Origin of the sequence: Halomonas sp. 3D7M (assembly GCF_014897885.1) — a bacterium.
Classification (GTDB): domain Bacteria; phylum Pseudomonadota; class Gammaproteobacteria; order Pseudomonadales; family Halomonadaceae; genus Vreelandella.
Map to the genome: position 1 here is coordinate 58015 of NZ_JABUZF010000208.1, position 20217 is coordinate 78231.

Consider the following 20217-nt stretch of genomic DNA (forward strand, 5'->3'; position numbering starts at 1 on the left):
GTTGGTCGTTTTGTTTTGACACCGCGTGTTGCGATAGCTAGCCTTCACGTATCGGATGTTACCGGTAACAATTTGTTGGAACATAAACTGCAAACCTGATGGCCGATACGATTCGATAGCCTTTCGGTAAATAGCCAACCAACAACAACGACTATTCTGGAGATAACGTCATGACAACGATCTGGCGCAGCACGCTTACTCTGGTCGGCGCGACCACTCTGACTTTTGGCATGGCACATGCTCAAGGCCCTGAACTTTCTGATCCGCCCGCGATTGAAGGCGACGTAGTGGCTGACCACGGCAGTCACACCTTGCGTATGGGCATTGGCCTGTCCGAAACATCGCCGCAGTTTCTCTCTAGCCAGTACTTCGGTGAAATTCTTGAGCAACGTACCGATGGTCGTATTACGGTCAATGTTTTTCCCAACAGTCAGTTGGGCGACGATGTCCAAATGATGGAAATGCTGCAAACCGGCACCTTGGATATGACCTATCCTTCAAGCTCGGCAACGACTGGGTACGTGGAGGCACTTTCAGCATTTGATTTGCCGTTCCTACTACCGAGCCGAGAAGCCGCAGTGGCTGTTATGCAGAGTGACGTGGCTCAGGGAATGCTGGATGCGTTCGAGGGTACCGGTTTAAAAGCGCTGACGTTCTCTGAAAACGGCTATCGTCAGCTGTCTAACAGCGCACGCCCTGTCGAATCGCCAGAAGATGTGGCTGGCCTGGAAGTCCGCGGCCTGAGCGTGCGCACCATGCAAAACCCGGTTCACCTGGCAATTTGGGAAGCGTTAGGTGCCAACCCAACACCAATGGCCTTCGGCGAGCTATTTTCGGCGCTTGAGCAAGGCGTTGTGGACGGTCAGGAAAACCCGTGGAGCACCATCCTTACCTCTAACTTCAATGAAGTGCAGGATTACGGCACCGAGACACGCCACGTTTATACGCCATTTATCATGATGCTTTCCGAGCGTACCTGGAACCGCATGGCACCTGAGTATCAAGCGCTGGTGCAGGAAGCCGCCCGACAGTCGGCTGAGTACGAAATCCAACTTTCTGCCGAGTATGACGACTGGTCGCGTGAACAGTTAGCAGCACGCGGTATGCAAATTACCCGCTTAAATGATGAGCAGTTAGCCGCTTTCCAAGACGCCGTGCAGCCTGTTTATGAAGAGTGGGCGCCGCGTATCGGTGAAGATCTGATTGCTGAAATCCAACAAATCGTGGAAGACAGCAGCCACTAATCTGCTACGTATCGCGCACCATCGGGCAGGCCCGCACGCCTGCCCGACTTGTCAGCGCCCCTCGGAGTTTTTATGACACCCTCTTCTACTCCCCCAAACGCGGTGACTTCTACAGCACCATCGTTGGAAGATCCGTCGGTTTATTTGAACGACCCTAATCGCAAGCTGCTTGAGATTGATACTGAGACGCGTCAGGGTCCTGCGCTGTTCCGCTGGTTAACACTCGCTATGGAGTATTTGATTGGCGCTATTTTGGCGGCGCTGATTGTCGCGGTTTCCAGTAATGTCGTTGGCCGCTCTGTGTTCAATCATTCACTGCCTTGGGTCGATGAGCTGGCGCGCATGCTGTTTATTTGGCTGGTCTTTATCGGCGCAGCGGCGGCGTTTGCACGCTATGAGCATATTGCTGTCGATGCGCTGGTGAGACGGTTGCCGTTGCGTGTCGCGCACATGCTCTATTGCTTACAACACCTGATTATTAGTGGGCTGATGCTAGTGATGATTTGGGGCGGTTATCAAGTGCTCACGCGCTCAAGTGGACGCTCCGCGATCATGGGCGTACCGCTAAGTTTGGTCAGCCTGTCGTTGGTGTTGTGCGTCATTTTTATCGCGGCGGTATCGCTCTGGCGTATGTGGGTCAGCGTGGGAGTTATCCGTCAACCGCATCGCCAATCGGCTGACTTACCAGGGGAGCGTTAATCATGCTGTGGATTTTTCTAGCCATATTATTGGCGTCTATTGTGATTGGTTTGCCGATTGCGTTTGGCCTAGGGGTAGCAGCCTTAGTCATGGCGGTGCTGTCTGATATCCCGCTATCGATTATGATTGAGCAGTCAATTCGTGGCGTAAATAGCTTCCCGCTGCTGGCGATCCCCTTCTTTATTCTCGTCGGCGAAGTGATGAGTAATGGTGGTATTGCACGACGCTTGATGGAGCTTGCTGGCGCGTTAGTTGGCTTTATGCGCGGCGGACTTGGTCAGGTAGCGATTACCGGTTCGATGTTTTTTGGTGGGATCAGCGGCTCGGCGGTTGCGGATACCGCAGCGACTGGCGCAATGATGATCCCATCGATGAAACAGCAAGGTTACACCGCCGCAAATGCCACGGCGATTAACACCGTGTCGTCGGTGATCGGCATTATTATTCCACCGTCTATACCGCTTATTTTATATGGCATTGTTACCGAGACGTCGATCAGTCGTCTGTTTATCGCGGGGATTGTGCCTGGCCTGTTAATTGGCGCCGCGCTCATGGTGACCACCTTTATTCTGGCGAGCAAGCAGGGTGGCGGCGTTCGCCAATTCCGTTGGGATCGGTTGTGGAAAGCGTTTAAGGATGCCTGGTTAGCGCTGGTGCTCCCTGTGATCGTTATTGGCGGCATTATTGGCGGCGTGTTTACTGCCACTGAAGCCGCTGTGGCTGCTTTGCTTTACTCGCTGTTCATTTCTTTGCTGGTATACCGTGAATTTAAGCTCAGCGAGTTGGGCGGTATGTTAATTCGTACCGCAAGGCTCACTGGCATGGTGATGATGTTGTTGGCTTTTGCCACCGTTATTGCGTGGTTTTTAACCATTAACATGGTTCCACAAACCTTAGTGCGCCAAGTACAGGCGATTACCCAGGAGCCGTTTTTGCTGCTGCTGATCGTGGCGGGGCTACTGCTATTGGTGGGGTTTGTAATGGACCTAACGCCAGCCATGGTGATTATGGCGCCAATGCTTGCACCGATCGTGACATCGGTGGGTGTTGATGCCGCTTACTTTGGCGTTCTAATGGCCTTTATTTTAGGCATTGGGTTGTTAACCCCGCCGGTTGGTACCTGTCTGTACGTTGGGTGTGGTGTCGGCAAGGTGTCTATGGAGTCCCTGGTAAAAGCCATGCTGCCTTACTACGCCGCCTTGATCGTTGTTCTGGTGGTGCTGATTGCGTTCCCTGGCATCGTTACTTGGCTGCCTGACCTCACCGCCGTGCGCGGCAATTGATAGGAGCATCGAGTGAATAAGCCATCACATCGTATTCTTGTCATGGGCGTTTCTGGATCAGGGAAGTCGCATATCGGACAGCAGTTAGCAGCAGCGCTGGGCGCAACGTTTATTGACGGTGACGACCATCATTCACCGGCTAATGTGGCGAAAATGGCCAGCGGCACGCCACTCAATGACAACGATCGTCGTGACTGGCTGGCAACGCTTGCTGACTTGTTCGCGGCTCATAAAGCGCGCAATGCGTCCGTGGTCATCGCCTGTTCCGGCCTTAAAAAACGCTATCGGGATCGCCTGCGCGAAGGTGACCCTGCGCTGCATGTTTTATATCTAGAAGGAAGCCATGCGCTTCTGCGTGAACGGTTAGCAACCAGGGCAGGGCACTTCTTTAAAGGTGATAATATGCTGGCAAGCCAGCTCGCCGATTTAGAGCCGCCAAGCAGTGATGAAGCGATGACCGTCTCCATTGCGCTATCGCCTAGCGAGATTGTCGAGCACTTTACGGCGGCGCTAGCGCCTACGCTACGCGTTCATTAGGCTAAAGGATGGGATAGGCGAGGGGCCGTACTATTCGCTATGGTATGGCCCCTGCGCATTTTACAGACCTGTATTTAGTAGGCTTACGTACTTAACAGACTTACGCACTTAACAGAACAGTCAGTGACGCCATTGAAGAAAAAACGCCCGACATTACAAGATATTGCTGATCGCGTTGATGCGACAAAAATGACCGTCAGTCGCTGCTTGCGAGACCCTGAAACGGTATCGGAAGGGCTTCGCGAACGTATTTTTAGCGTTGCTGAACAGATTGGCTATATTCCCAATCGGGCACCAGACCTGCTTTCTCGGGCAACCAGCCACTCTATCGGCGTGCTGGTACCATCGCTGACCAACCAGGTATTTGCTGATGTCATTGTCGGTATCGAAGCGTACACCGAGCCTGCCGGTTATCACTTAATGCTGTCTCACTACGGTTACAGCCCTGAGCTTGAAGAGCGCAGTTTGGCCTCGCTGCTCTCTTATAATGTGGATGGCGTCATCTTGTCTGACCGCGATCACACGCCGCGTAGCCTGCGAATGTTGGAGACAGCCGGTATTCCTATTGTGGAAATTATGGATACCCGTCGCCCACCACTGCAGCAGGCGGTGGGTTACGATAACGTGCAGGCCGCTTACGATATGGTCAGTGAGATGATTCGCCGTGGCAGGCGTCAGGTGATTTATCTGGCTGTGCGTCTGGATGAGCGGACACGCCAGCGTGAGCAAGGCTATCGCCAAGCGATGGAAGAGCAAGGGTTAACGCCGATAACGCTGCAGAGCAGTCAGCGCTCTTCCTACAGCGTCGGGGCGGCGCTCATGCAGGAAATTCAACGAGATCACCCTAGTGCCGATGGTGTTTTCTGCACCAACGACGATGTTGCGGTGGGGGCTTACTTTGAGTGTTTGCGCCATGGCATCAATGTCCCCGAACAGATGGCGATTGCTGGGTTTCATGGCCACGATGTCGGCCAGGCGATGAGCCCGCGCCTTGCTAGCGTTATTACACCTCGGCAAGCCATTGGGGAAGCCGCTGCGAAAGCGCTATTGTCACGCATTCGTGGCGAAGTACCTGAACACCAAATCATGGATTTGGGGTATCGAATTGAGACGGGTAAAACACTTTAGCTTCTGGGTAGCTAGCGGCGAGCCAGCAAACTCGATAGGCTGTTAATTAAAGATTGGTCATTAAAAAAGCCATTAAAAAATCGCTATAGAGAGCATGAGACCGCCGTGAATATTACCCAACTCATTGTCTACCCGGTTAAATCCTTAAAGGGAATTAACGTTACCCAAAGTGAACTCCATGGCCATGGGTTAGCCTGGGATCGCCGCTGGATGCTGGTGGATGCCCAGCAGCGTTTTGTTACTCAGCGCCAGCTACCACAGCTTGCCACCATCGCGGTCGAGTTAACCGATCAGGCATTGGTACTATCTCACCCGAAGGTAGACCCGATCGCGATTCCCCTTGAAGACCCCCAAGGTAATTTGCGCCTGGTAAAAGTGTGGAACGACCACTGCAAAGCAGTGCCAGAAAGCGAGGATGTATCGCACTGGCTTGTGGCGGCATTGGGCGAGCAAGCACAAGGCATTAGCTTAGTGCGCTTTGCTACCGAGTTTACGCGTTCTGTTGAAGAAGATTTTCTGGCGGGGGGCGAGGCCCATACCTACTTTTCTGATGGCTACCCTTTCTTGATAACCACCACCGGCTCTCTGGATGCCTTGAATCAAGCGCTTGTTGCCAATGGGCAATCCTCTGTGCCGATGAACCGTTTTCGGCCGAATATTGTGGTCGATTGTGATGATGCCTGGGCGGAAGACCAGTGGGCCACACTCGCGGGCCAGAGTGGCTATGAGCTGACGCTTCGCAAACCCTGCCAGCGCTGCAAAATTACCACAGTGGACCAGCAAACCGGCACCGTGCCGCAACAGGCAGAACCACTAAAAACGCTGCTTTCCCTGAACACTCAGCCTCATCTTAAAGGCGCACATTTTGGCCAAAACGCCACGCTAACTACCGGGCAAGGTAGCACTATTCGTGTGGGGGATGAGGTGGTGCCAACGCGCCGCGCGACCTAAGCCTTAATAGTCCGGTAGCAATGGCGGTGCCTGCTAGGGTAATGACCATGCCAGCCACCACTTGAAGACTCAGCGTCTCATTAAGTAACAAGTAGCCCCATAGCAGTGCGCTGACAGGGACCAAAAAGGTGACGGTTGAGGTCGCTGTGGCCCCTGCGCTAGCTAATAGGCCGAAATAAAGTAGGAAGGCTAATGTGGTGCTTAGCATCGCCAGCGCCAGGGCGTTACCCCAGGCGAGCACGCTGACAGGCTCGCTAGGCCAGAGCAGCAAACCAGGTACCAGTAACACCAGGGCTGACATCGCGCTGCTACCAGCCGCCAACACGCGGCTGGGTAGATGACTCAAGCGCGTTTTCGAGTAGTTACCAGCAAGTCCGTAGCAAAACGTGGCACCGAGTACCGCAACAATAAACCAGCCGTCGCCGCCTAGAGTGAAGTCTAGCCGGTCAGCAGACAGCACATACACACCCACTAGCGCTAGTGCGAGACCAATGTACTGCTGACGTTGGATGGGGGTGGCAAAAAAGGCGGCACCTAGTAGGGCCGTGAAAATCGGTGTGGTGGCGTTTATCAGCGAAGTAAACCCCGCCTCTAACCGTGTTGTCGCTAACGCCAACAATGAGAAAGGCAGCACATGATTCATCACACCCAGCAGGAGTAACGGTCCTTTGTGCTGCCAGATCAGTTGCAGGTAGCGCAGGCTCAGGAGCAGCGGCACCAAGAGCAAAGCGCCAACTCCCATCCTGACTAACACTAGCGGAATGGCACCAAATTCCGGTGCGGCTACACGCATAAAAATAAACGACAGCCCCCATAGGGAGGAGAGCAAAACCAAACGCAGCGCATCAGCCGATGACATGATGTGTCCTTAGATTCATTGCGGCGACCATAGGTGTGGTGAGTGCCATAGTGCTGCTCAGCTTAACGATAAAGCGTTGGAAAGCGAATAGCGTAGAACCGCTAAGAAGTAGTATAGACATGTTGATCGAGTAAATTCGGCAGCGGCGCCAGAATCAGCTACGCTGATTGAGTTGGCGGGCGCAGTGACTGCGTCCTAAAACGAGATGACGCTAACTATCAGAGGAAAGGAGAACGGAATGGATAGTAAAGCAAGCGCACGTTGGGAAGGTGGACTCAAAGATGGTCAAGGCAATGTGGCGACGGAAAGTGGAGCATTGGATGCTGGCTATTCGTTCAAACAGCGCTTTGAAGGAGCACCCGGCACCACCCCGGAAGAGTTAATTGGCGCTGCCCATGCAAGCTGTTTCTCAATGGCGCTTTCCATGATTCTTGGAGAGAAAGGCTTTACCGCTGATGCTATTGATACCAATGCGCGCGTAACGCTTTCACAAAGCGCAGATGGTTTCGATATTTCCAGCATTCATTTGGACGTTGTTGCCAGCGTAAGCGGTGCCGATGACGCTGCTTTTCAAGAAGCTGCTGAAACAGCTAAAGCGAACTGCCCTGTTTCCAAAGTATTAAATGCTGACATAACTATGGACGCAACCTTAAAGGGGTGATTCGAACGCCAGGTAACGCCGAAAAGCGCTGCATGTATGCAGCGCTTTTTTATGATTTTTTCTGGGTACGCAATAGCTGCTTTAGGCATTTATGAAAAGGCGTTTATAAAAAGGGCCTTGTCTCTTATTAGCAAGGCCCCACTACTTACAACCGTTGATTGGTGTCTCTGTACCATCAAGGTTGCGATATTAATTAACGTTACTCGTTATTGCGGGCATTGTTAAGGTTCGCGCTGTCATCATTGCTATTCATCTCAGTATCGCGTTCTGTATGAAGATCATTGCCATGCTCATACTCTTCGGCATTTTCCAGCGCTTCTTGAGAGGCGTTTACGGATATAATGTAATCTTCGCCATCTTCATCCTTGGTAAGTTCAAGCGAATCCCACTCGATAGCGACATCTTTTTCGCCTATACCAAGGAAGCCACCAACGCCGACAACAACAGCATTAATTTGCCCATCCTCATCAATGATTAAATCATTGATGGTGCCGATATCTTCATCGTTTTCAACGCTGCTTTTTACTTGGTTGCCCGTTAGAGAATCCGAGTGGAAAGTGCCTTGCGGCGCTTGGGTCAAGTATGAAGCTTCCATGCCGGTCTGATTGTCATCACTTGCGTAGGCAATGCCAGCGACGGCAATTAAGGTAGGAATAACCAGCGTGCTGAGAAAAGTCGTTTTCATCGTTTTGCTCCTTGCATATTTATGCAGGGATTAACAGCTGAGCTGTTAATCCCTAAGTAACGTAGTAGCGATAAACTGGTTGGCGTTTTTCGAGCTCCTTGCTAGCCAACGCTACCCAGTAGGTTCCTTTTGATGGGTGGCGCTACTGTTCCTGTTGGTGATGAGTGAAGCCCGACACGTTGCTGTGCACAGGCACTTCTAAAGGTAGATGCTATGCGCTGTGTTGCAATGCTAATGAAGAACCCTTAACTAAGATCAATTCAAATACACATCAGCGTTAAACCAGGACGTGTTAGATTTATTAATAAACGTTAAAATTGCTCTCAATGAAACGTCTCACCCACGTTGGTCGTTGAGATTGCTGCGACAGTCTGTCGAATTGACCCATTCAGACCGCTTGTTCATATTCGTACGCAAATTGCCCCCACAGTGGCTTGCTTAACAGCAGGTAGCGCCTTGGGGCTATATAATAAAGGAGGCCCCATGACAGTTGCCGCACGGTATCAAACGCTTCGACAGGTTAAAAAATTGTGGGCTAGCAGTGTCGCTTTGGGAGCTTGGTTGTTTGCATCCAGTGCCGTTGCCAGTGAAAGTGAATTACCCAAAGGCCACTTTTTGCTCCCTGATGAAGGGAATATGGTGGGCGAGGTGTATACCGTTACGGCGAAAAAAGAGGATACCCTGCTCGACATCGCTCGCGAGCATAATGTGGGTTACGAAGAGATTCGCATGGCCAACCCGGATACCAGTATTTGGATACCAGGCGAAGGTACTGAGGTGACAATACCCGGCCAATATATTCTGCCAGACGAGCCGCGTACGGGCATTGTGATTAATGTTGCTGAGCTTAGGCTTTACTATTACCCAGAGGTAGAAGAGGGCAAGGCACCGCGGGTAGAGACGTATCCTATTGGAATTGGTCGCGATGCGTTCAATACGCCGCTGGGCATTACTAAGACCACCATGCGTCTTGAGAATCCGGCATGGTATCCACCCGAATCTATTCGCCAAGAAGCTGCTGAACGCGGTGATCCTGCGCCCGCGGTTGTTCCTCCTGGTGAAGATAATCCATTAGGGCAATACGCTATTTTGCTGGATATCCCTGGCTACTTAATTCATGGCACTAATCAGCCCGACGGTGTTGGCATGCGCGCTAGCCGAGGCTGTATTCGGATGCACCCAGAAGATATTGAATCGGTATTTTGGCGTATTCCAGTCGGCACGCAGGTAAACATTATCGACAGCCCCGTTAAGGTGGGCTGGGGGAGTAACGAAAATGCCTATGTTCAAGCTTTTACGCCCACGGATGAACAGAGTTTTGGAATGGAAACGCTGTTAGAGGTGGTTAGCCTAATTGAGGCTCACGAGGGTGATGAGCACGGCATTGATTACGAGCAGGTGCGTAATGTGCTGGAAAAAGCCAATGGCCAAGTTGTGCCACTTAGCTAGGCCGTTCGCTATCAACATGGGGGGCGCTGAGCGAGGAAACGAGCTCCAGCGCCACCGCTTGCCGCACCAGCTCTGCCAAGTTAGCAGCGTGCATGGCCTTCATGGCCCTTAACCGATAAACCTCGACGGTTTTTCCGCTTATCTCCATGTGCTCGGCAATTTCACGACTGGTCATTCCTTCTGCTACATGAATCACAATGCGCTGCTCTTTCGGGCGTAGCGATTGGTAACGTGTTCGCAGTATTGCCAACTGCTGCTGAGCGCGCTGCTGTTGATGAGCATTGCCCAGCGCCTGTTGCACGCTGTCAATCAGCTGCTGGTGGTTAAACGGCTTTTCAATAAAATCAAATGCGCCGTTCTTTAGTGCAGCCACTGCCATGGGGACATCGCCATGCCCTGTCATCATAATGACCGGCAGGGTAGCGCCTTGGTCAACCAGCTGCTGCTGCACTTGCAGTCCACTCATGCCTGGCATGCGAACATCAAGCAGCAGTGCGCCCAACTTATCGTGCTGACTCGCTAAGAATTGCTCGCCGTCATGAAACGCTTGAGCGGTTAATCCGACGGATTCAAGCAGCCAAACCAGCGATTCACGCAATGCTTGATCATCATCAACAACCGCAATGGTGGCGGTAGACTGTCGTTCAACACTACTGGTCATTACTGGCCCCTGTTGATGCACTGATTGCGCAATCATACTGTTTCTGTGCGAAGTGTGATGTCAAAGCATGCGCCTTTCGCGTTTTGCTGGGGGCGCAGAGTAAGCGCCCCGCCCATGCTCTCGATTAGCGAACGGCTAATTGCCAAACCCATTCCCAATCCTTCATCGCGGGTGGTGAAAAAGGCATCAAAAATGGTGTCTTGATGGTCTGGCGCTACACCTGGACCCTGGTCTTCAACGCTAAGGGTCAGCTGTCGATTGCCGCTTTTTTGCGCGGCAACGATGACCTGATCGGCATCAGGGAAGTCACGGCTCGCGGTTAGCGCGTTGAGCAATAGGTTAACGATTACTTGCTCAAGGGCAATAGGGTCCGCATAAATACGTGGCAGCCCGTGGGGTAATTGCTGAATAAGCTGAACGGGGGCCTGCTTATACTGCCAGTCGCACAGTTGAAAGGCGGCGGCAATGACGTGTTCAAGTACTAGGGGCCTGACACAGTGGCTGCGTTTACGCACAAAGCTGCGCATATGGCGGAGTCGTTCGGCAAGACGCTGTACCTGCTCATCAATACGGGCCAGTGGCAACTGTAGTTCGCTGGCGGGTAAGTTGGGCGTGTGTGTTGTTTTCAAAAGGGCGCCACTGGTGTAGTTGGCGATGGCACCAAGAGGCTGATTGAGTTCATGGGCAATATTAGACGCAAGCTCTCCGGCGGCGGCTAACCGGTTGGCATGGGCAATTTGTTCTTGGTGCCGACGTGCCTGGGCTTCGGCAGCTTTACGCACGCTAATATCGCGATTAATTAAGGCAAAGTGCCCAGGTTCTGCTCCGCGGCTGCGGTGGGTAAGCACGACACTTAGCACGGGAACTGAGCCGTGCGTGCTGAGCATTTCCAGCTCGCCGCTCCAGGAGCCATAGCGTTCCACAGCCGGAAAGACGACCTGCTCCAGTAGTGCCAACGAGTCACTAGGGTAAAGCGCTGACAGGGCAACTTGCATGGCATCTCGTGGGAGTGAAAAACAGCGCCGTGCCGCTTCGTTGGCACTAAAAATATGCTGATTAGGCCCTAAAAAAAGTACGTAGTCGGTAGTGGATTCGACCACCTGTGCTAAACGCTCTCTTGTGGCTTCGGCATGAACTCGGCGGCTCACGTCCCGAGAGACGCATAAAATATCAATTAGCTCGCCTGTGGCAGCATCTCGGCGGGTTCGGCTGGTGGTTTCAAACCAGATGTAGTGACCTGCCTTAGCCCGAAAGCGATACGTTTGCTGATAAAAACCGTCGTGATAGTAGACCCGAGGTGATTTGTTCAGCAGATCACTTAGATCAGCAGGATGAAACAGCTGATAGGCCGATACGCCAATCAGCTCTTCAGGTTCGTACCCTAGTAAGTCTCGCGCCGCTTGAGAGGCATATAAAAAAGTACCGTCGCGGGCATGGCGAGATATCAAGTCAGTGGTACTTTCTGCCAGCCACTGATAATGACGCTTCTCTTCTTCCAGCACTGCATTTTGCGCTTCTAGTGCTTTGATCCTGGCGATTAATGTGGCTTCGTTACTGGTGTCCATAGTGTTTCAACGCGCCGGGTCGAGCACGCCATCCAGCGAGGCGTTACGCCTAAACCAGCCAGCGATGCTGGCACGCGGATGCTGGGTTGGCAGCACCTCGTGGGGAATGGTTTCGGATAAAAAGCAGGCGAACGTTCCTGCTTCAGGCACTACGCGGGCGACTTCCAGAGAAGGGGTGTCGGGGTGATAAATGACCATCTCTCCGCCGCCATCTAAGGGCCACTGAGGGTTTAAGTAACCGACGGTTGAAATAACCCGGTTAGCTCGCCCTCGAAAACTGTCTAAGTGGCGTTGATAAAACGCGCCTGGCGGGTAGTGGGCAAAGTGAGCTTCATACTCAAACAACCCCAGGAAAAGCGCTTGATTGAGAGATAGCTGGAGTTCTGCCATGGCGTCAAGGTAGCGGCGTTGGGCTGCACTTTCTCTATCCAGCCAGTGAATGGCATCGCCGCGAATATCTTTGCGAAGATGATGTTCTTTGCCGCGGCCAATGCCAGCCTCATCAAGCACATCGTGTTCGGCCATATGGTGCAGCTCTCGGTGCAGCGCTTGGCAAAGATCTAGGTCTATCACGTTGTTACCCACGTACCAGCCTTGCTCAACAAGCGCATCAACCAGGGCAATATGGGCGATGGGGTTGATCGCTGGGGGGCTATTGCTATTGGGTAACGAGTTTGGCGCTGCAGAGGCAATCATTTCATGGTTCTCTTAGTCGGCATGCGAGCTGCTTTTGGTAGGCGACTGCTTCTCTCAGGATAGTGACGTAACGCCCCTGGTGGGCGCTGGTACAGGTCAATTGGCATGCCAAACCCTTCCGCCAGTAGTTCTACCAGCATCATGGCAGAAAGTCCCCAGATCACGTGGCCGTCGACATGGTAGCTAGGTACGTAGTGAGCAACGCCATCTACCGTTATTACATCGGTGTGGGTGCGCTTGTCGTCTAGAAAGTGGCTGAGTGGCACTTCAAAAATGGTGTCTAATTCTGAGGGATCTGCTACTAACGGTAAATCTGGCGGAATAATGCCGACCCATGGCGTGACTCGGATGCCATGTAGCGAAATAACGTCTGATAACCTTCCCAAGGGTTGTACAAAGGAAGGCGCTAGCGCAATCTCTTCTTGTGCCTCGCGAAGAGCCGTAGCATAGAGGTCGGCATCGCAGGCCTCGCGTTTGCCGCCGGGAAACGCGACTTGGCCACTGTGAGTGCTGAGATGGCTCGCTCGCCGTGTAAATAGCAGTGTGGGCGATGGACGCTCAACAATAGGCATTAGCACGGCAGCCTCGGGCATTACAACGTGGTCTAGCCGTTGGGGGGAGTGTTGTTGCAGTTGTTTGCGCAGTTTCTCTAACATAGGGCTTCCATTTACTTTGTTCTCTTTTACCCAGCAGCGGTTATTGACGTCAAGTACGTTAAAGCCTTGCCCCATCAGCCGTAGAGAAAACGCGATGAATTTTTGTAGTCAGTGTGGTGAAAAAGTCCGTTTTGCTGTTCCTGAAGGCGATGACCGTTCGCGCTATTTATGCGATGCCTGTGGCACTATTCATTACCAGAACCCGCGTATTGTGGCGGGGACGCTGCCGGTGATTGACGATAAAATATTGCTGTGTAAACGGGCGATTTCTCCGCGTAAAGGGTATTGGACACTCCCCGCGGGCTATATGGAAAACGCCGAAACCACTCAGCAGGCCGCCGCACGCGAGACCTGGGAGGAGGCCGTTGCAGAGGTCAAGCTGGAGGGGTTATACACGCTTATTGACCTGCCTCATATCAATCAAGTGTATATGATTTTTCGTGCAGAGCTTCTCGGTGGCTTTAGCGCAGGCCCTGAAAGCTTGGAAGTTGCGCTGTTCGAAGAGCATGAAATTCCTTGGGACGAGCTTGCTTTTCCAACGATTGAGCGCACGTTACAGCACTTTTATGAAGACCGTAAAAATGCCCACTACCCGCTGCATATCAGCTCAATTACCCCTGAAGATAGGGAGCGATATTTTGGCAGTGCCTAAGTTATATTGCTGTTTAGGCGTGGCTAGCAAGGTGATCTATTAAAGCCTTGTATTGCTGAATTACAGGTCGGCTAATTGCCAAACATCATAGGCCACCTCTTCATAGGGGTGGGCTAACTTCAATGCCGCAATCGCTGCCCGTATATACTCATCGCGGCAAACAAGTTCAACTTTCACTTCTTCGACAGTTTCCAGTGACCCTACGTGTCCAATATGAGGGTGCGCGCCCTCTAGTGGGCGGAACTGGCCGGTACCGCGGGTTTGAAAACAGCAGGCCTCATAATCACCAAGTCGGCCAGCTCCTGTTTCAAAGACCGCTTCTTTAACACTCTCGGCATCTTCAACGGGAACAAAAAAAGCAAGCTTGTACATAGTCATCTTTATCCTTATTAATAAACCATGGCGCAAGAGCCCTAGTGAAGGCGTTGTGCGACAATATTTCAAATTATAGGGCAGTGAGTGTGTCAATGGATAAGTTTGAGGTGAAGCTTGATCAGGCGGCCAGAGCTGCTTGGATGTCTTATGTCGGCGGTATGACTCAGGATGAAATTGCCAACCAATTAGGGGTTTCTCGACCCGGTGTCCAGCGCCTGTTAGCGCTCGCAAGGCAAGAAGGGTTGGTGAAGGTCCATATTGACCATCCTATTTCTACCTGTATGACATTAGGCAGCGTGCTTCGCGATCATTTCGGCTTGGCATATTGCGATGTTGTGCCCGCCGATAGCCAGGCTCCTGAAAGTGCTGCGTATTATTTAGCTGTTGCAGGTGCTGAACGGATGGCTCGTTTGGTGGAGCGCAGCGATCCATTAACGCTGTCTTTGGGGACTGGGCGCTCGGTTCGGGCTGCGGTAGAGGCTCTTAGCCGTATTGAGCGGCCCCAACATCGCTTTGTTTCTCTGGTAGGGAATGTTGCCAGGGATGGTTCGGCTAACCGCTACGACGCGGTCATGCTGCTGGCGGATAAAACGGGTGGCGAGCGCTTTTTACTACCTGCACCCGTGGTAGCGGAGTCGTTAGTCGAGAAAGAGGCCATGCTGACACAGCGCCTGTTTAAAGCGATTGCCGATGTGGCGAGAGAATCTGAAGCTGCCTTTATTGGAGTCGGCAGAATTGATCGGCAAGCCACGCTGTTTCAAGACCACTTCATCAGCGAAAGTGAGCTAGATGAGCTATTAAGCCTTAAAGCAGTAGGTGAGTTGCTGGGCTGGCCGCTTAACGACCAGGGAGAGGTGATTGATTGCTCAATAACACGGCGAGTGACCAGTTTGCCTCTAGAGCGGTTCGGTAAGCATCTTATGGTGGCAATAGCGGGTGGGCACGATAAAGCGCCCGCCATACGGGCAGCATTGCGAGGAGGCTGGTTAAAGGGATTGATAACGGATGAAATTGCGGCGAGACAAATCGTTAACACTATTGCTCAATGATTTATAGCGCAGTGCAACATGCAAATAGCTGAATGAATTAGCATAAAGTCTAAAAGAGTAGGCTTTGCTTTTTTTTGGCTTTCGTACGATCATTTGATCGACAGTTGATCAATTTGATCAGTTTGGCTGCGGTGACAATAGCGACATTGCCAGTAACCACAGTCCTTAATAACCACAGCCCTAATAACGACAGTTCCAGTAATCGCTGTGCCGATAAAAACAATGCCAATATTTGCCAAGAGGAAAGCTGTATGCGTCTTGCCCGTCATTTACCCGTCACGACCCTAGCGGCCGCTATTGCGGTAGCTGGCCAAGCCCACGCTCAAACAGAAATCACCGTTGCCACGGTAAACAATAACGACATGGTCATCATGCAGAGCCTGACCGATGCCTTTGAGCAAGCGCACCCGGATATCACTCTGGACTGGGTCGTGCTTGAGGAGAATGTGCTGCGTCAGCGTATGACCACGGATATTGCCACCGGTGGCGGGCAGTTCGATGTGATGACTATCGGTACTTATGAAGTGCCCATCTGGGCAGAACGTGGCTGGCTTGAGCCGCTGGAAAACTTGCCCGATGACTACAATGAAGATGATTTGCTGGCATCGGTACGCGATGGCCTAAGCCTAGATGGCACGCTGCACGCCCTGCCGTTCTATGCGGAAAGCTCCATGATGTACTACCGCACCGACCTGTTTGAGCAGGCTGGCATCGAGATGCCAGCGCAGCCAACCTGGGAGCAGGTGCGCGACTGGGCCGAGCAGTTACACGGTAGCGAAGAGAACCTGGCAGGTATTTGCTTGCGCGGTAAGCCGGGCTGGGGCGAGAACATGGCCTTTGTCTCGACACTGGTTAACACCTTTGGCGGCCGCTGGTTTGATGAGCAGTGGAACCCGGAGCTTAACTCTGAGGCCTGGAACAATGCGCTTGCGTTCTATGTTGACCTGCTAAGCAACTACGGTCCGCCCGGTGCCAGCTCCAACGGCTTTAACGAAAACCTAGCGCTCTTTTCTCGTGGGAACTGCGCCATGTGGGTTGATGCCACCTCGGCAGCAGGCAAGCTCTACGATGAAAACGAGTCTGACGTAGCAAGTACGCTAGGCTTTGCGCCAGCACCCATCGCCGAAACCCCTAAAGGCTCTCACTGGCTGTGGTCCTGGGCGCTGGCGATTCCCGCTTCCTCTGAGCACAAAGAAGCAGCACAGCAATTCATTACCTGGGCGACTTCACAGGAGTACATCGAACTTGTTGGTGAAACGAACGGTTGGACCAGCGTACCGCCGGGGACTCGTGAATCCACCTACGCCAACGAGCAGTACGTTGATGCTGCGCCATTTGCCGATTTTGTACTTAACGCCATACAAGAAGCTGATCCTACCGACTCCAGCCTAGAGCCAACTCCCTATGTCGGCGTTCAGTTTGTAGGTATTCCAGAGTTCCAGTCGATTGGTACGCAAGTGGGCCAAACGATTGCCGCCGCCTTGACCGGTGACACCTCAGTAGCTCAGGCGCTTGATAGCGCTCAGCGAGCCACCGAGCGCACCATGCAGCGGGCAGGCTACATCGAACGTTAATGCACTCTTGCGTCTGCCCAGTTATGGGCAGACGTATTTCAGTGGTTCTAGCAGGTCTGTTTTCTTGCAGGTATTTCCATGAATAGAACACGTGCTTCCGGCCGAACGGTCGGCGGGCTAAGAACGCTTTCGCTTCAAGCGCCCGCGGTATCGCTGCTGCTGCTCTGGATGATCGTGCCTCTGGGCATGACGATCTGGTTCTCTTTTCAGCGCTATAACTTACTCATGCCCGGGATGACCGGCTTCGCCGGGCTGGAAAACTATGAATACTTGCTGACTGACCCTGCCTTGTGGTCGGCGATGGGCACCACCCTGTTGCTGGTAGGGTCGGTACTGGTGGTTACGGTGGTGGGCGGCACGCTGCTTGCGGTGCTGTTCCAGCAGGAGTTTGCCGGGCGTGGCATTGCCCGAGTGCTGGCGATTTCTCCCTTCTTTGTCATGCCAACGGTGAGCGCGCTGGTATGGAAAAACATGATGATGCACCCCTCTAACGGGGTGTTGGCGTGGCTGGCGCAGTCGCTGGGGCTGCCTGCACTGGACTGGTTCTCATCGCTACCGCTGACCTCCATCATCATTATTGTGTCGTGGCAGTGGCTGCCGTTTGCACTATTGATCCTGCTCACCGCCATGCAGTCGCTGGATGAAGACCAAGTGGAAGCAGCGCGTATGGATGGTGCTGGGCCACTGGCGATTTTCTTCTTCATTACGCTGCCGCACCTAAAGCGTGCCATTAGCGTGGTGATCATGATTGAAATGATCTTCTTGCTGACGATTTTTGCCGAAATTTTTGTCACCACCTCCGGCGGGCCGGGACTCGCGACCACTAACTTAGCCTATTTGATCTATATCCAAGCGCTGCTGGATTTCGATGTGGGCTTGGCCTCAGCGGGTGGGGTGATCGCCATCATTCTCGCCAATATCGTCGCGATTTTCCTTGTCCGTATGGTCGCTAAGAACTTAGAAGACTAACCCCGGTGACAGGGCGTCTTGGGAGCATTTCAATGACACTTCATCGTAATAGCGTCGCGCCAGCTAACGCTCGCTCGTTGCCCATCAGGCAGCTGGTCTTAACCCTAGTGGGCTGGTCGATTGCCCTGATTATCTTTTTTCCCATCCTGTGGATGGTGCTGACCGGGTTTAAAACCGAAACGGCAGCAATTGCAGATCCAAGCTTTATCTTTTCCCCCACTCTTGAGAGCTATCAAGCCGTTCAGGCACGCTCGGGCTATGCGCGTTTTGCGCTAAATAGCGTAGTCGTGGCGTTTGGCTCGACCTTTTTAGCACTGCTGATTGCCATTCCATCGGCGTATGCCATGGCCTTTTTGCCCACTAAGCGAACCAAGGGCACGCTGCTTTGGATGCTGTCTACCAAAATGCTGCCACCTGTCGGTGTCTTGGTGCCTATCTATTTGATTTTCCGCGATGTGGGGCTGTTGGATACCCGTACCGGGCTAATCATTATTTATACCCTGATGAACCTGCCCATTGTGGTGTGGATGCTCTACACCTTCTTCAAGGATATGCCCAAAGACATTCTGGAAGCCGGCAGGATGGACGGCGCGTCCACTCTGCAGGAGGTGTTTTTCCTGCTGCTGCCGCTAACGTTGCCGGGCATCGCCTCTACTGGGCTGCTCTCAGTGATTTTGAGCTGGAACGAAGCGTTCTGGAGTCTCAACTTAACCTCGTCGAAAGCGGCACCGCTGACCGCGTATATTGCCTCGTTCTCAAGCCCTGAAGGGCTATTCTGGGCCAAGCTTTCAGCGGCTTCCACCATGGCAATCGCCCCCATCCTGATCCTCGGCTGGATGACCCAAAAACAAATGGTGCGCGGCCTGACCTTTGGCGCCGTCAAGTAAAGGAGTTCCCCATGGCAACCTTACAACTGAAGAACATTATCAAACAGTTTGGCGACACCAAGGTCATCAAAGGCATTGATCTCGAGGTGAACGACCGCGAGTTCGTGGTGTTTGTTGGCCCTTCGGGCTGTGGCAAATCTACGCTGATGCGCATGATCGCGGGCTTGGAGAGTGCAAGCGACGGCGACATTCTGATCGATGGTAAGCGAATAAACGATGTGGGCCCCGCCGACCGCGGCTTGGCCATGGTATTCCAGAGTTATGCGCTATACCCGCACATGACGGTTGAGGGCAACATGGGCTTCAGCATGCGCCTCGCTGGGGTACCCAAAGAGGAGCGCCGCGCCAAAGTGCTGGAGGCGGCCAAAATTCTGCAGCTGGAGCCGCTGTTAGATCGTAAGCCTAAAGCGCTCTCCGGTGGACAGCGCCAGCGGGTGGCGATTGGCCGGGCGATTGTGCGTAATCCCAGCATCTTCTTGTTTGACGAACCGCTCTCCAATTTGGATGCGGCGCTGCGGGTGCAGATGCGTATTGAGCTGGCACGGCTGCATGAAGAACTAGATGCCACGATGATTTACGTCACCCACGATCAGATAGAAGCCATGACCATGGCCGATAAAATCGTTGTGCTACACGATGGCGTGGTGGAGCAGGTGGGCTCGCCAATGGCGCTCTACCACCATCCGCGCAATCGCTTTGTGGCGGGCTTTATTGGCTCACCGAAAATGAACTTTCTACTGGTGACGTTGACCGGCGTAACGCCTGAAGGCGTAGCGATTCGTCTGCCCGGCGGCGGTGAGCGCAGCGTGCCGGTCGATGGTGCACACTTGGATGCTAACGCCACTCTTGAGCTGGGTGTTCGCCCAGAACACTTGGTCCTTGATGAACAGGGGCCGCTGAGTGGGCAGATCAAAGTGCTTGAGCGCCTCGGCGGTCAAACCTCGCTCTACGTTCAAATGGACGATGAGTTGATCACTATTATGGCTGATGGCGATGTGGCCTACCGGGTCAACGATAGCGTGCGTTTTGGTTTTGCCCCCGAGCGCGCCCATCTGTTTGACGCAGACGGGCTAGCCCTACCTAGCTTGCAGCAGCACCCGTTAGCGGGGCTGACCCGCCAAGATAATCGCGCGGCTACGGAATCTGCCTCTCCGGGGGAGCAGGTATGAAAGCGCTGATTTTTGATTGTGACGGCGTTCTGGTGGATAGCGAAGCACTCGCTGAAGAGACTCTTGAAACCCACCTTGGGCAGTGGCTACCGGATCTGGATATCCCGACGTTGCTCAGCCAAGCCCTGGGCATGACGACGGCCAATATCCTCGAGCACCTGGAACAGCTAAGTCGCCACTTGTTGCCGCCCCATGCCGCTGAACTGATCGATAGCGCCATAGAGGCGCGCTTGGCGAGGGAATTAACCGCCATTGCGGGGGCGCATGCAGCCATCAGCGGGATCGACTTACCCAAGGCTGTGGTCTCGAACAGCCGCCGTTGCCGAGTGCTGGCATCGCTCGTTACTACCCAACTGAACGGCGCGCTAGGCGATGTGCCGATTTTCACCGCCGAGCAGGTCGAAAACCCCAAGCCGGACCCCGCTATTTATCACTTAGCGGCCAGTTCTCTTGGCTGCCCACCCAGCC

General features: G+C 53.2%; 22 protein-coding genes. 15 read left to right on the plus strand and 7 right to left on the minus strand.

What is annotated here, in order from left to right; genetic code table 11:
* The first annotated feature begins 170 nt into the window (after positions 1-170).
* The 6 genes from INT22_RS11730 to INT22_RS11755 all read left to right on the plus strand — a co-directional run bounded on the left by INT22_RS11730 (position 171) and on the right by INT22_RS11755 (position 5842).
* The gene (locus tag INT22_RS11730; protein WP_193068262.1) at positions 171-1244 is read left to right on the plus strand and encodes a TRAP transporter substrate-binding protein; all 1074 of its coding nucleotides are present in this window, start codon (positions 171-173) and stop codon (positions 1242-1244) included.
* Between the two features lie 72 nt (positions 1245-1316).
* Complete coding sequence (locus INT22_RS11735) at positions 1317-1943, plus strand: TRAP transporter small permease (RefSeq protein WP_193068263.1); 627 nt, start codon at positions 1317-1319, stop codon at positions 1941-1943.
* Positions 1944-1945: 2 nt separating this feature from the next.
* Positions 1946-3226, plus strand: a complete 1281-nt coding sequence (locus tag INT22_RS11740) for a TRAP transporter large permease (protein WP_089038803.1) — start codon at positions 1946-1948, stop codon at positions 3224-3226.
* A 12-nt stretch (positions 3227-3238) separates the two neighbouring features.
* Positions 3239-3763 carry a gluconokinase gene (locus INT22_RS11745; RefSeq protein WP_089038802.1) on the plus strand — a complete coding sequence of 175 codons (525 nt, stop codon included), beginning with the start codon at positions 3239-3241 and terminating at the stop codon, positions 3761-3763.
* Between the two features lie 132 nt (positions 3764-3895).
* Entirely contained in the window at positions 3896-4891 is a 996-nt protein-coding gene (gntR, locus tag INT22_RS11750; protein ID WP_089040895.1) for a gluconate operon transcriptional repressor GntR, read from the plus strand.
* 105 nt (positions 4892-4996) lie between these two features.
* Positions 4997-5842, plus strand: coding sequence for an MOSC domain-containing protein (locus INT22_RS11755; protein ID WP_193068264.1), 846 nt, complete (start codon positions 4997-4999; stop codon positions 5840-5842).
* Here INT22_RS11755 and INT22_RS11760 read toward each other — a convergent pair.
* On the minus strand, positions 5796-6701 hold the full coding sequence (locus INT22_RS11760) for a DMT family transporter (protein ID WP_193068265.1): 906 nt from the start codon (positions 6699-6701) through the stop codon (positions 5796-5798). The two genes, INT22_RS11755 and INT22_RS11760, sit on opposite strands and share 47 nt — an antisense overlap.
* A 238-nt stretch (positions 6702-6939) precedes the next feature.
* Here INT22_RS11760 and INT22_RS11765 point away from each other — a divergent pair, with 238 nt between their 5' ends.
* Positions 6940-7362 carry an OsmC family protein gene (locus tag INT22_RS11765; RefSeq protein ID WP_038482328.1) on the plus strand — a complete coding sequence of 141 codons (423 nt, stop codon included), beginning with the start codon at positions 6940-6942 and terminating at the stop codon, positions 7360-7362.
* Between the two features lie 199 nt (positions 7363-7561).
* On the opposite strand, the gene INT22_RS11770 is transcribed toward INT22_RS11765, so the two are convergent.
* Positions 7562-8047: a PRC-barrel domain-containing protein gene (locus tag INT22_RS11770; protein ID WP_193068266.1), complete on the minus strand. Its 486-nt coding sequence runs from the start codon at positions 8045-8047 to the stop codon at positions 7562-7564.
* Positions 8048-8530: 483 nt separating this feature from the next.
* Here INT22_RS11770 and INT22_RS11775 point away from each other — a divergent pair, with 483 nt between their 5' ends.
* Complete coding sequence (locus INT22_RS11775) at positions 8531-9496, plus strand: L,D-transpeptidase family protein (RefSeq protein WP_089038799.1); 966 nt, start codon at positions 8531-8533, stop codon at positions 9494-9496.
* Here INT22_RS11775 and INT22_RS11780 read toward each other — a convergent pair.
* The 4 genes from INT22_RS11780 to INT22_RS11795 are packed head-to-tail and all read right to left on the minus strand — an operon-like array spanning position 9489 to position 13074.
* Positions 9489-10193: a response regulator transcription factor gene (locus tag INT22_RS11780; protein WP_226912655.1), complete on the minus strand. Its 705-nt coding sequence runs from the start codon at positions 10191-10193 to the stop codon at positions 9489-9491. The two genes, INT22_RS11775 and INT22_RS11780, sit on opposite strands and share 8 nt — an antisense overlap.
* On the minus strand, positions 10190-11722 hold the full coding sequence (locus INT22_RS11785) for a PAS domain S-box protein (RefSeq protein ID WP_193068267.1): 1533 nt from the start codon (positions 11720-11722) through the stop codon (positions 10190-10192). Before INT22_RS11785 ends, INT22_RS11780 begins: the two co-directional genes overlap by 4 nt.
* A 6-nt stretch (positions 11723-11728) precedes the next feature.
* The gene (locus tag INT22_RS11790; protein WP_089038797.1) at positions 11729-12418 is read right to left on the minus strand and encodes a 2OG-Fe(II) oxygenase; all 690 of its coding nucleotides are present in this window, start codon (positions 12416-12418) and stop codon (positions 11729-11731) included.
* Positions 12415-13074, minus strand: a complete 660-nt coding sequence (locus INT22_RS11795; protein WP_193068268.1) for a CoA pyrophosphatase — start codon at positions 13072-13074, stop codon at positions 12415-12417. Before INT22_RS11795 ends, INT22_RS11790 begins: the two co-directional genes overlap by 4 nt.
* A gap of 94 nt (positions 13075-13168) precedes the next feature.
* Here INT22_RS11795 and INT22_RS11800 point away from each other — a divergent pair, with 94 nt between their 5' ends.
* The gene (locus INT22_RS11800) at positions 13169-13726 is read left to right on the plus strand and encodes an NUDIX hydrolase (protein WP_089038795.1); all 558 of its coding nucleotides are present in this window, start codon (positions 13169-13171) and stop codon (positions 13724-13726) included.
* Between the two features lie 60 nt (positions 13727-13786).
* On the opposite strand, the gene INT22_RS11805 is transcribed toward INT22_RS11800, so the two are convergent.
* Positions 13787-14098, minus strand: coding sequence for an NGG1p interacting factor NIF3 (locus tag INT22_RS11805; protein ID WP_089038794.1), 312 nt, complete (start codon positions 14096-14098; stop codon positions 13787-13789).
* A gap of 95 nt (positions 14099-14193) precedes the next feature.
* Between INT22_RS11805 and INT22_RS11810 the strand changes: the two genes are divergently transcribed.
* The 6 genes from INT22_RS11810 to INT22_RS11835 form a co-directional block, all read left to right on the plus strand.
* Positions 14194-15150 (plus strand): sugar-binding transcriptional regulator, encoded by a 957-nt coding sequence (locus INT22_RS11810; protein WP_089038793.1) that lies wholly within the window; start codon positions 14194-14196, stop codon positions 15148-15150.
* 251 nt (positions 15151-15401) lie between these two features.
* Positions 15402-16724, plus strand: coding sequence for an ABC transporter substrate-binding protein (locus tag INT22_RS11815; protein ID WP_193068269.1), 1323 nt, complete (start codon positions 15402-15404; stop codon positions 16722-16724).
* 78 nt (positions 16725-16802) lie between these two features.
* The gene (locus INT22_RS11820; protein ID WP_125746318.1) at positions 16803-17693 is read left to right on the plus strand and encodes a carbohydrate ABC transporter permease; all 891 of its coding nucleotides are present in this window, start codon (positions 16803-16805) and stop codon (positions 17691-17693) included.
* 32 nt (positions 17694-17725) lie between these two features.
* Complete coding sequence (locus INT22_RS11825) at positions 17726-18580, plus strand: carbohydrate ABC transporter permease (protein ID WP_089038790.1); 855 nt, start codon at positions 17726-17728, stop codon at positions 18578-18580.
* An 11-nt stretch (positions 18581-18591) separates the two neighbouring features.
* Positions 18592-19749, plus strand: a complete 1158-nt coding sequence (locus tag INT22_RS11830) for an ABC transporter ATP-binding protein (protein WP_193061568.1) — start codon at positions 18592-18594, stop codon at positions 19747-19749.
* A partial coding sequence (locus tag INT22_RS11835; RefSeq protein WP_226912656.1) for an HAD family hydrolase occupies positions 19746-20217 on the plus strand: 472 nt, incomplete at its 3' end. The genes INT22_RS11830 and INT22_RS11835, both read left to right, overlap by 4 nt.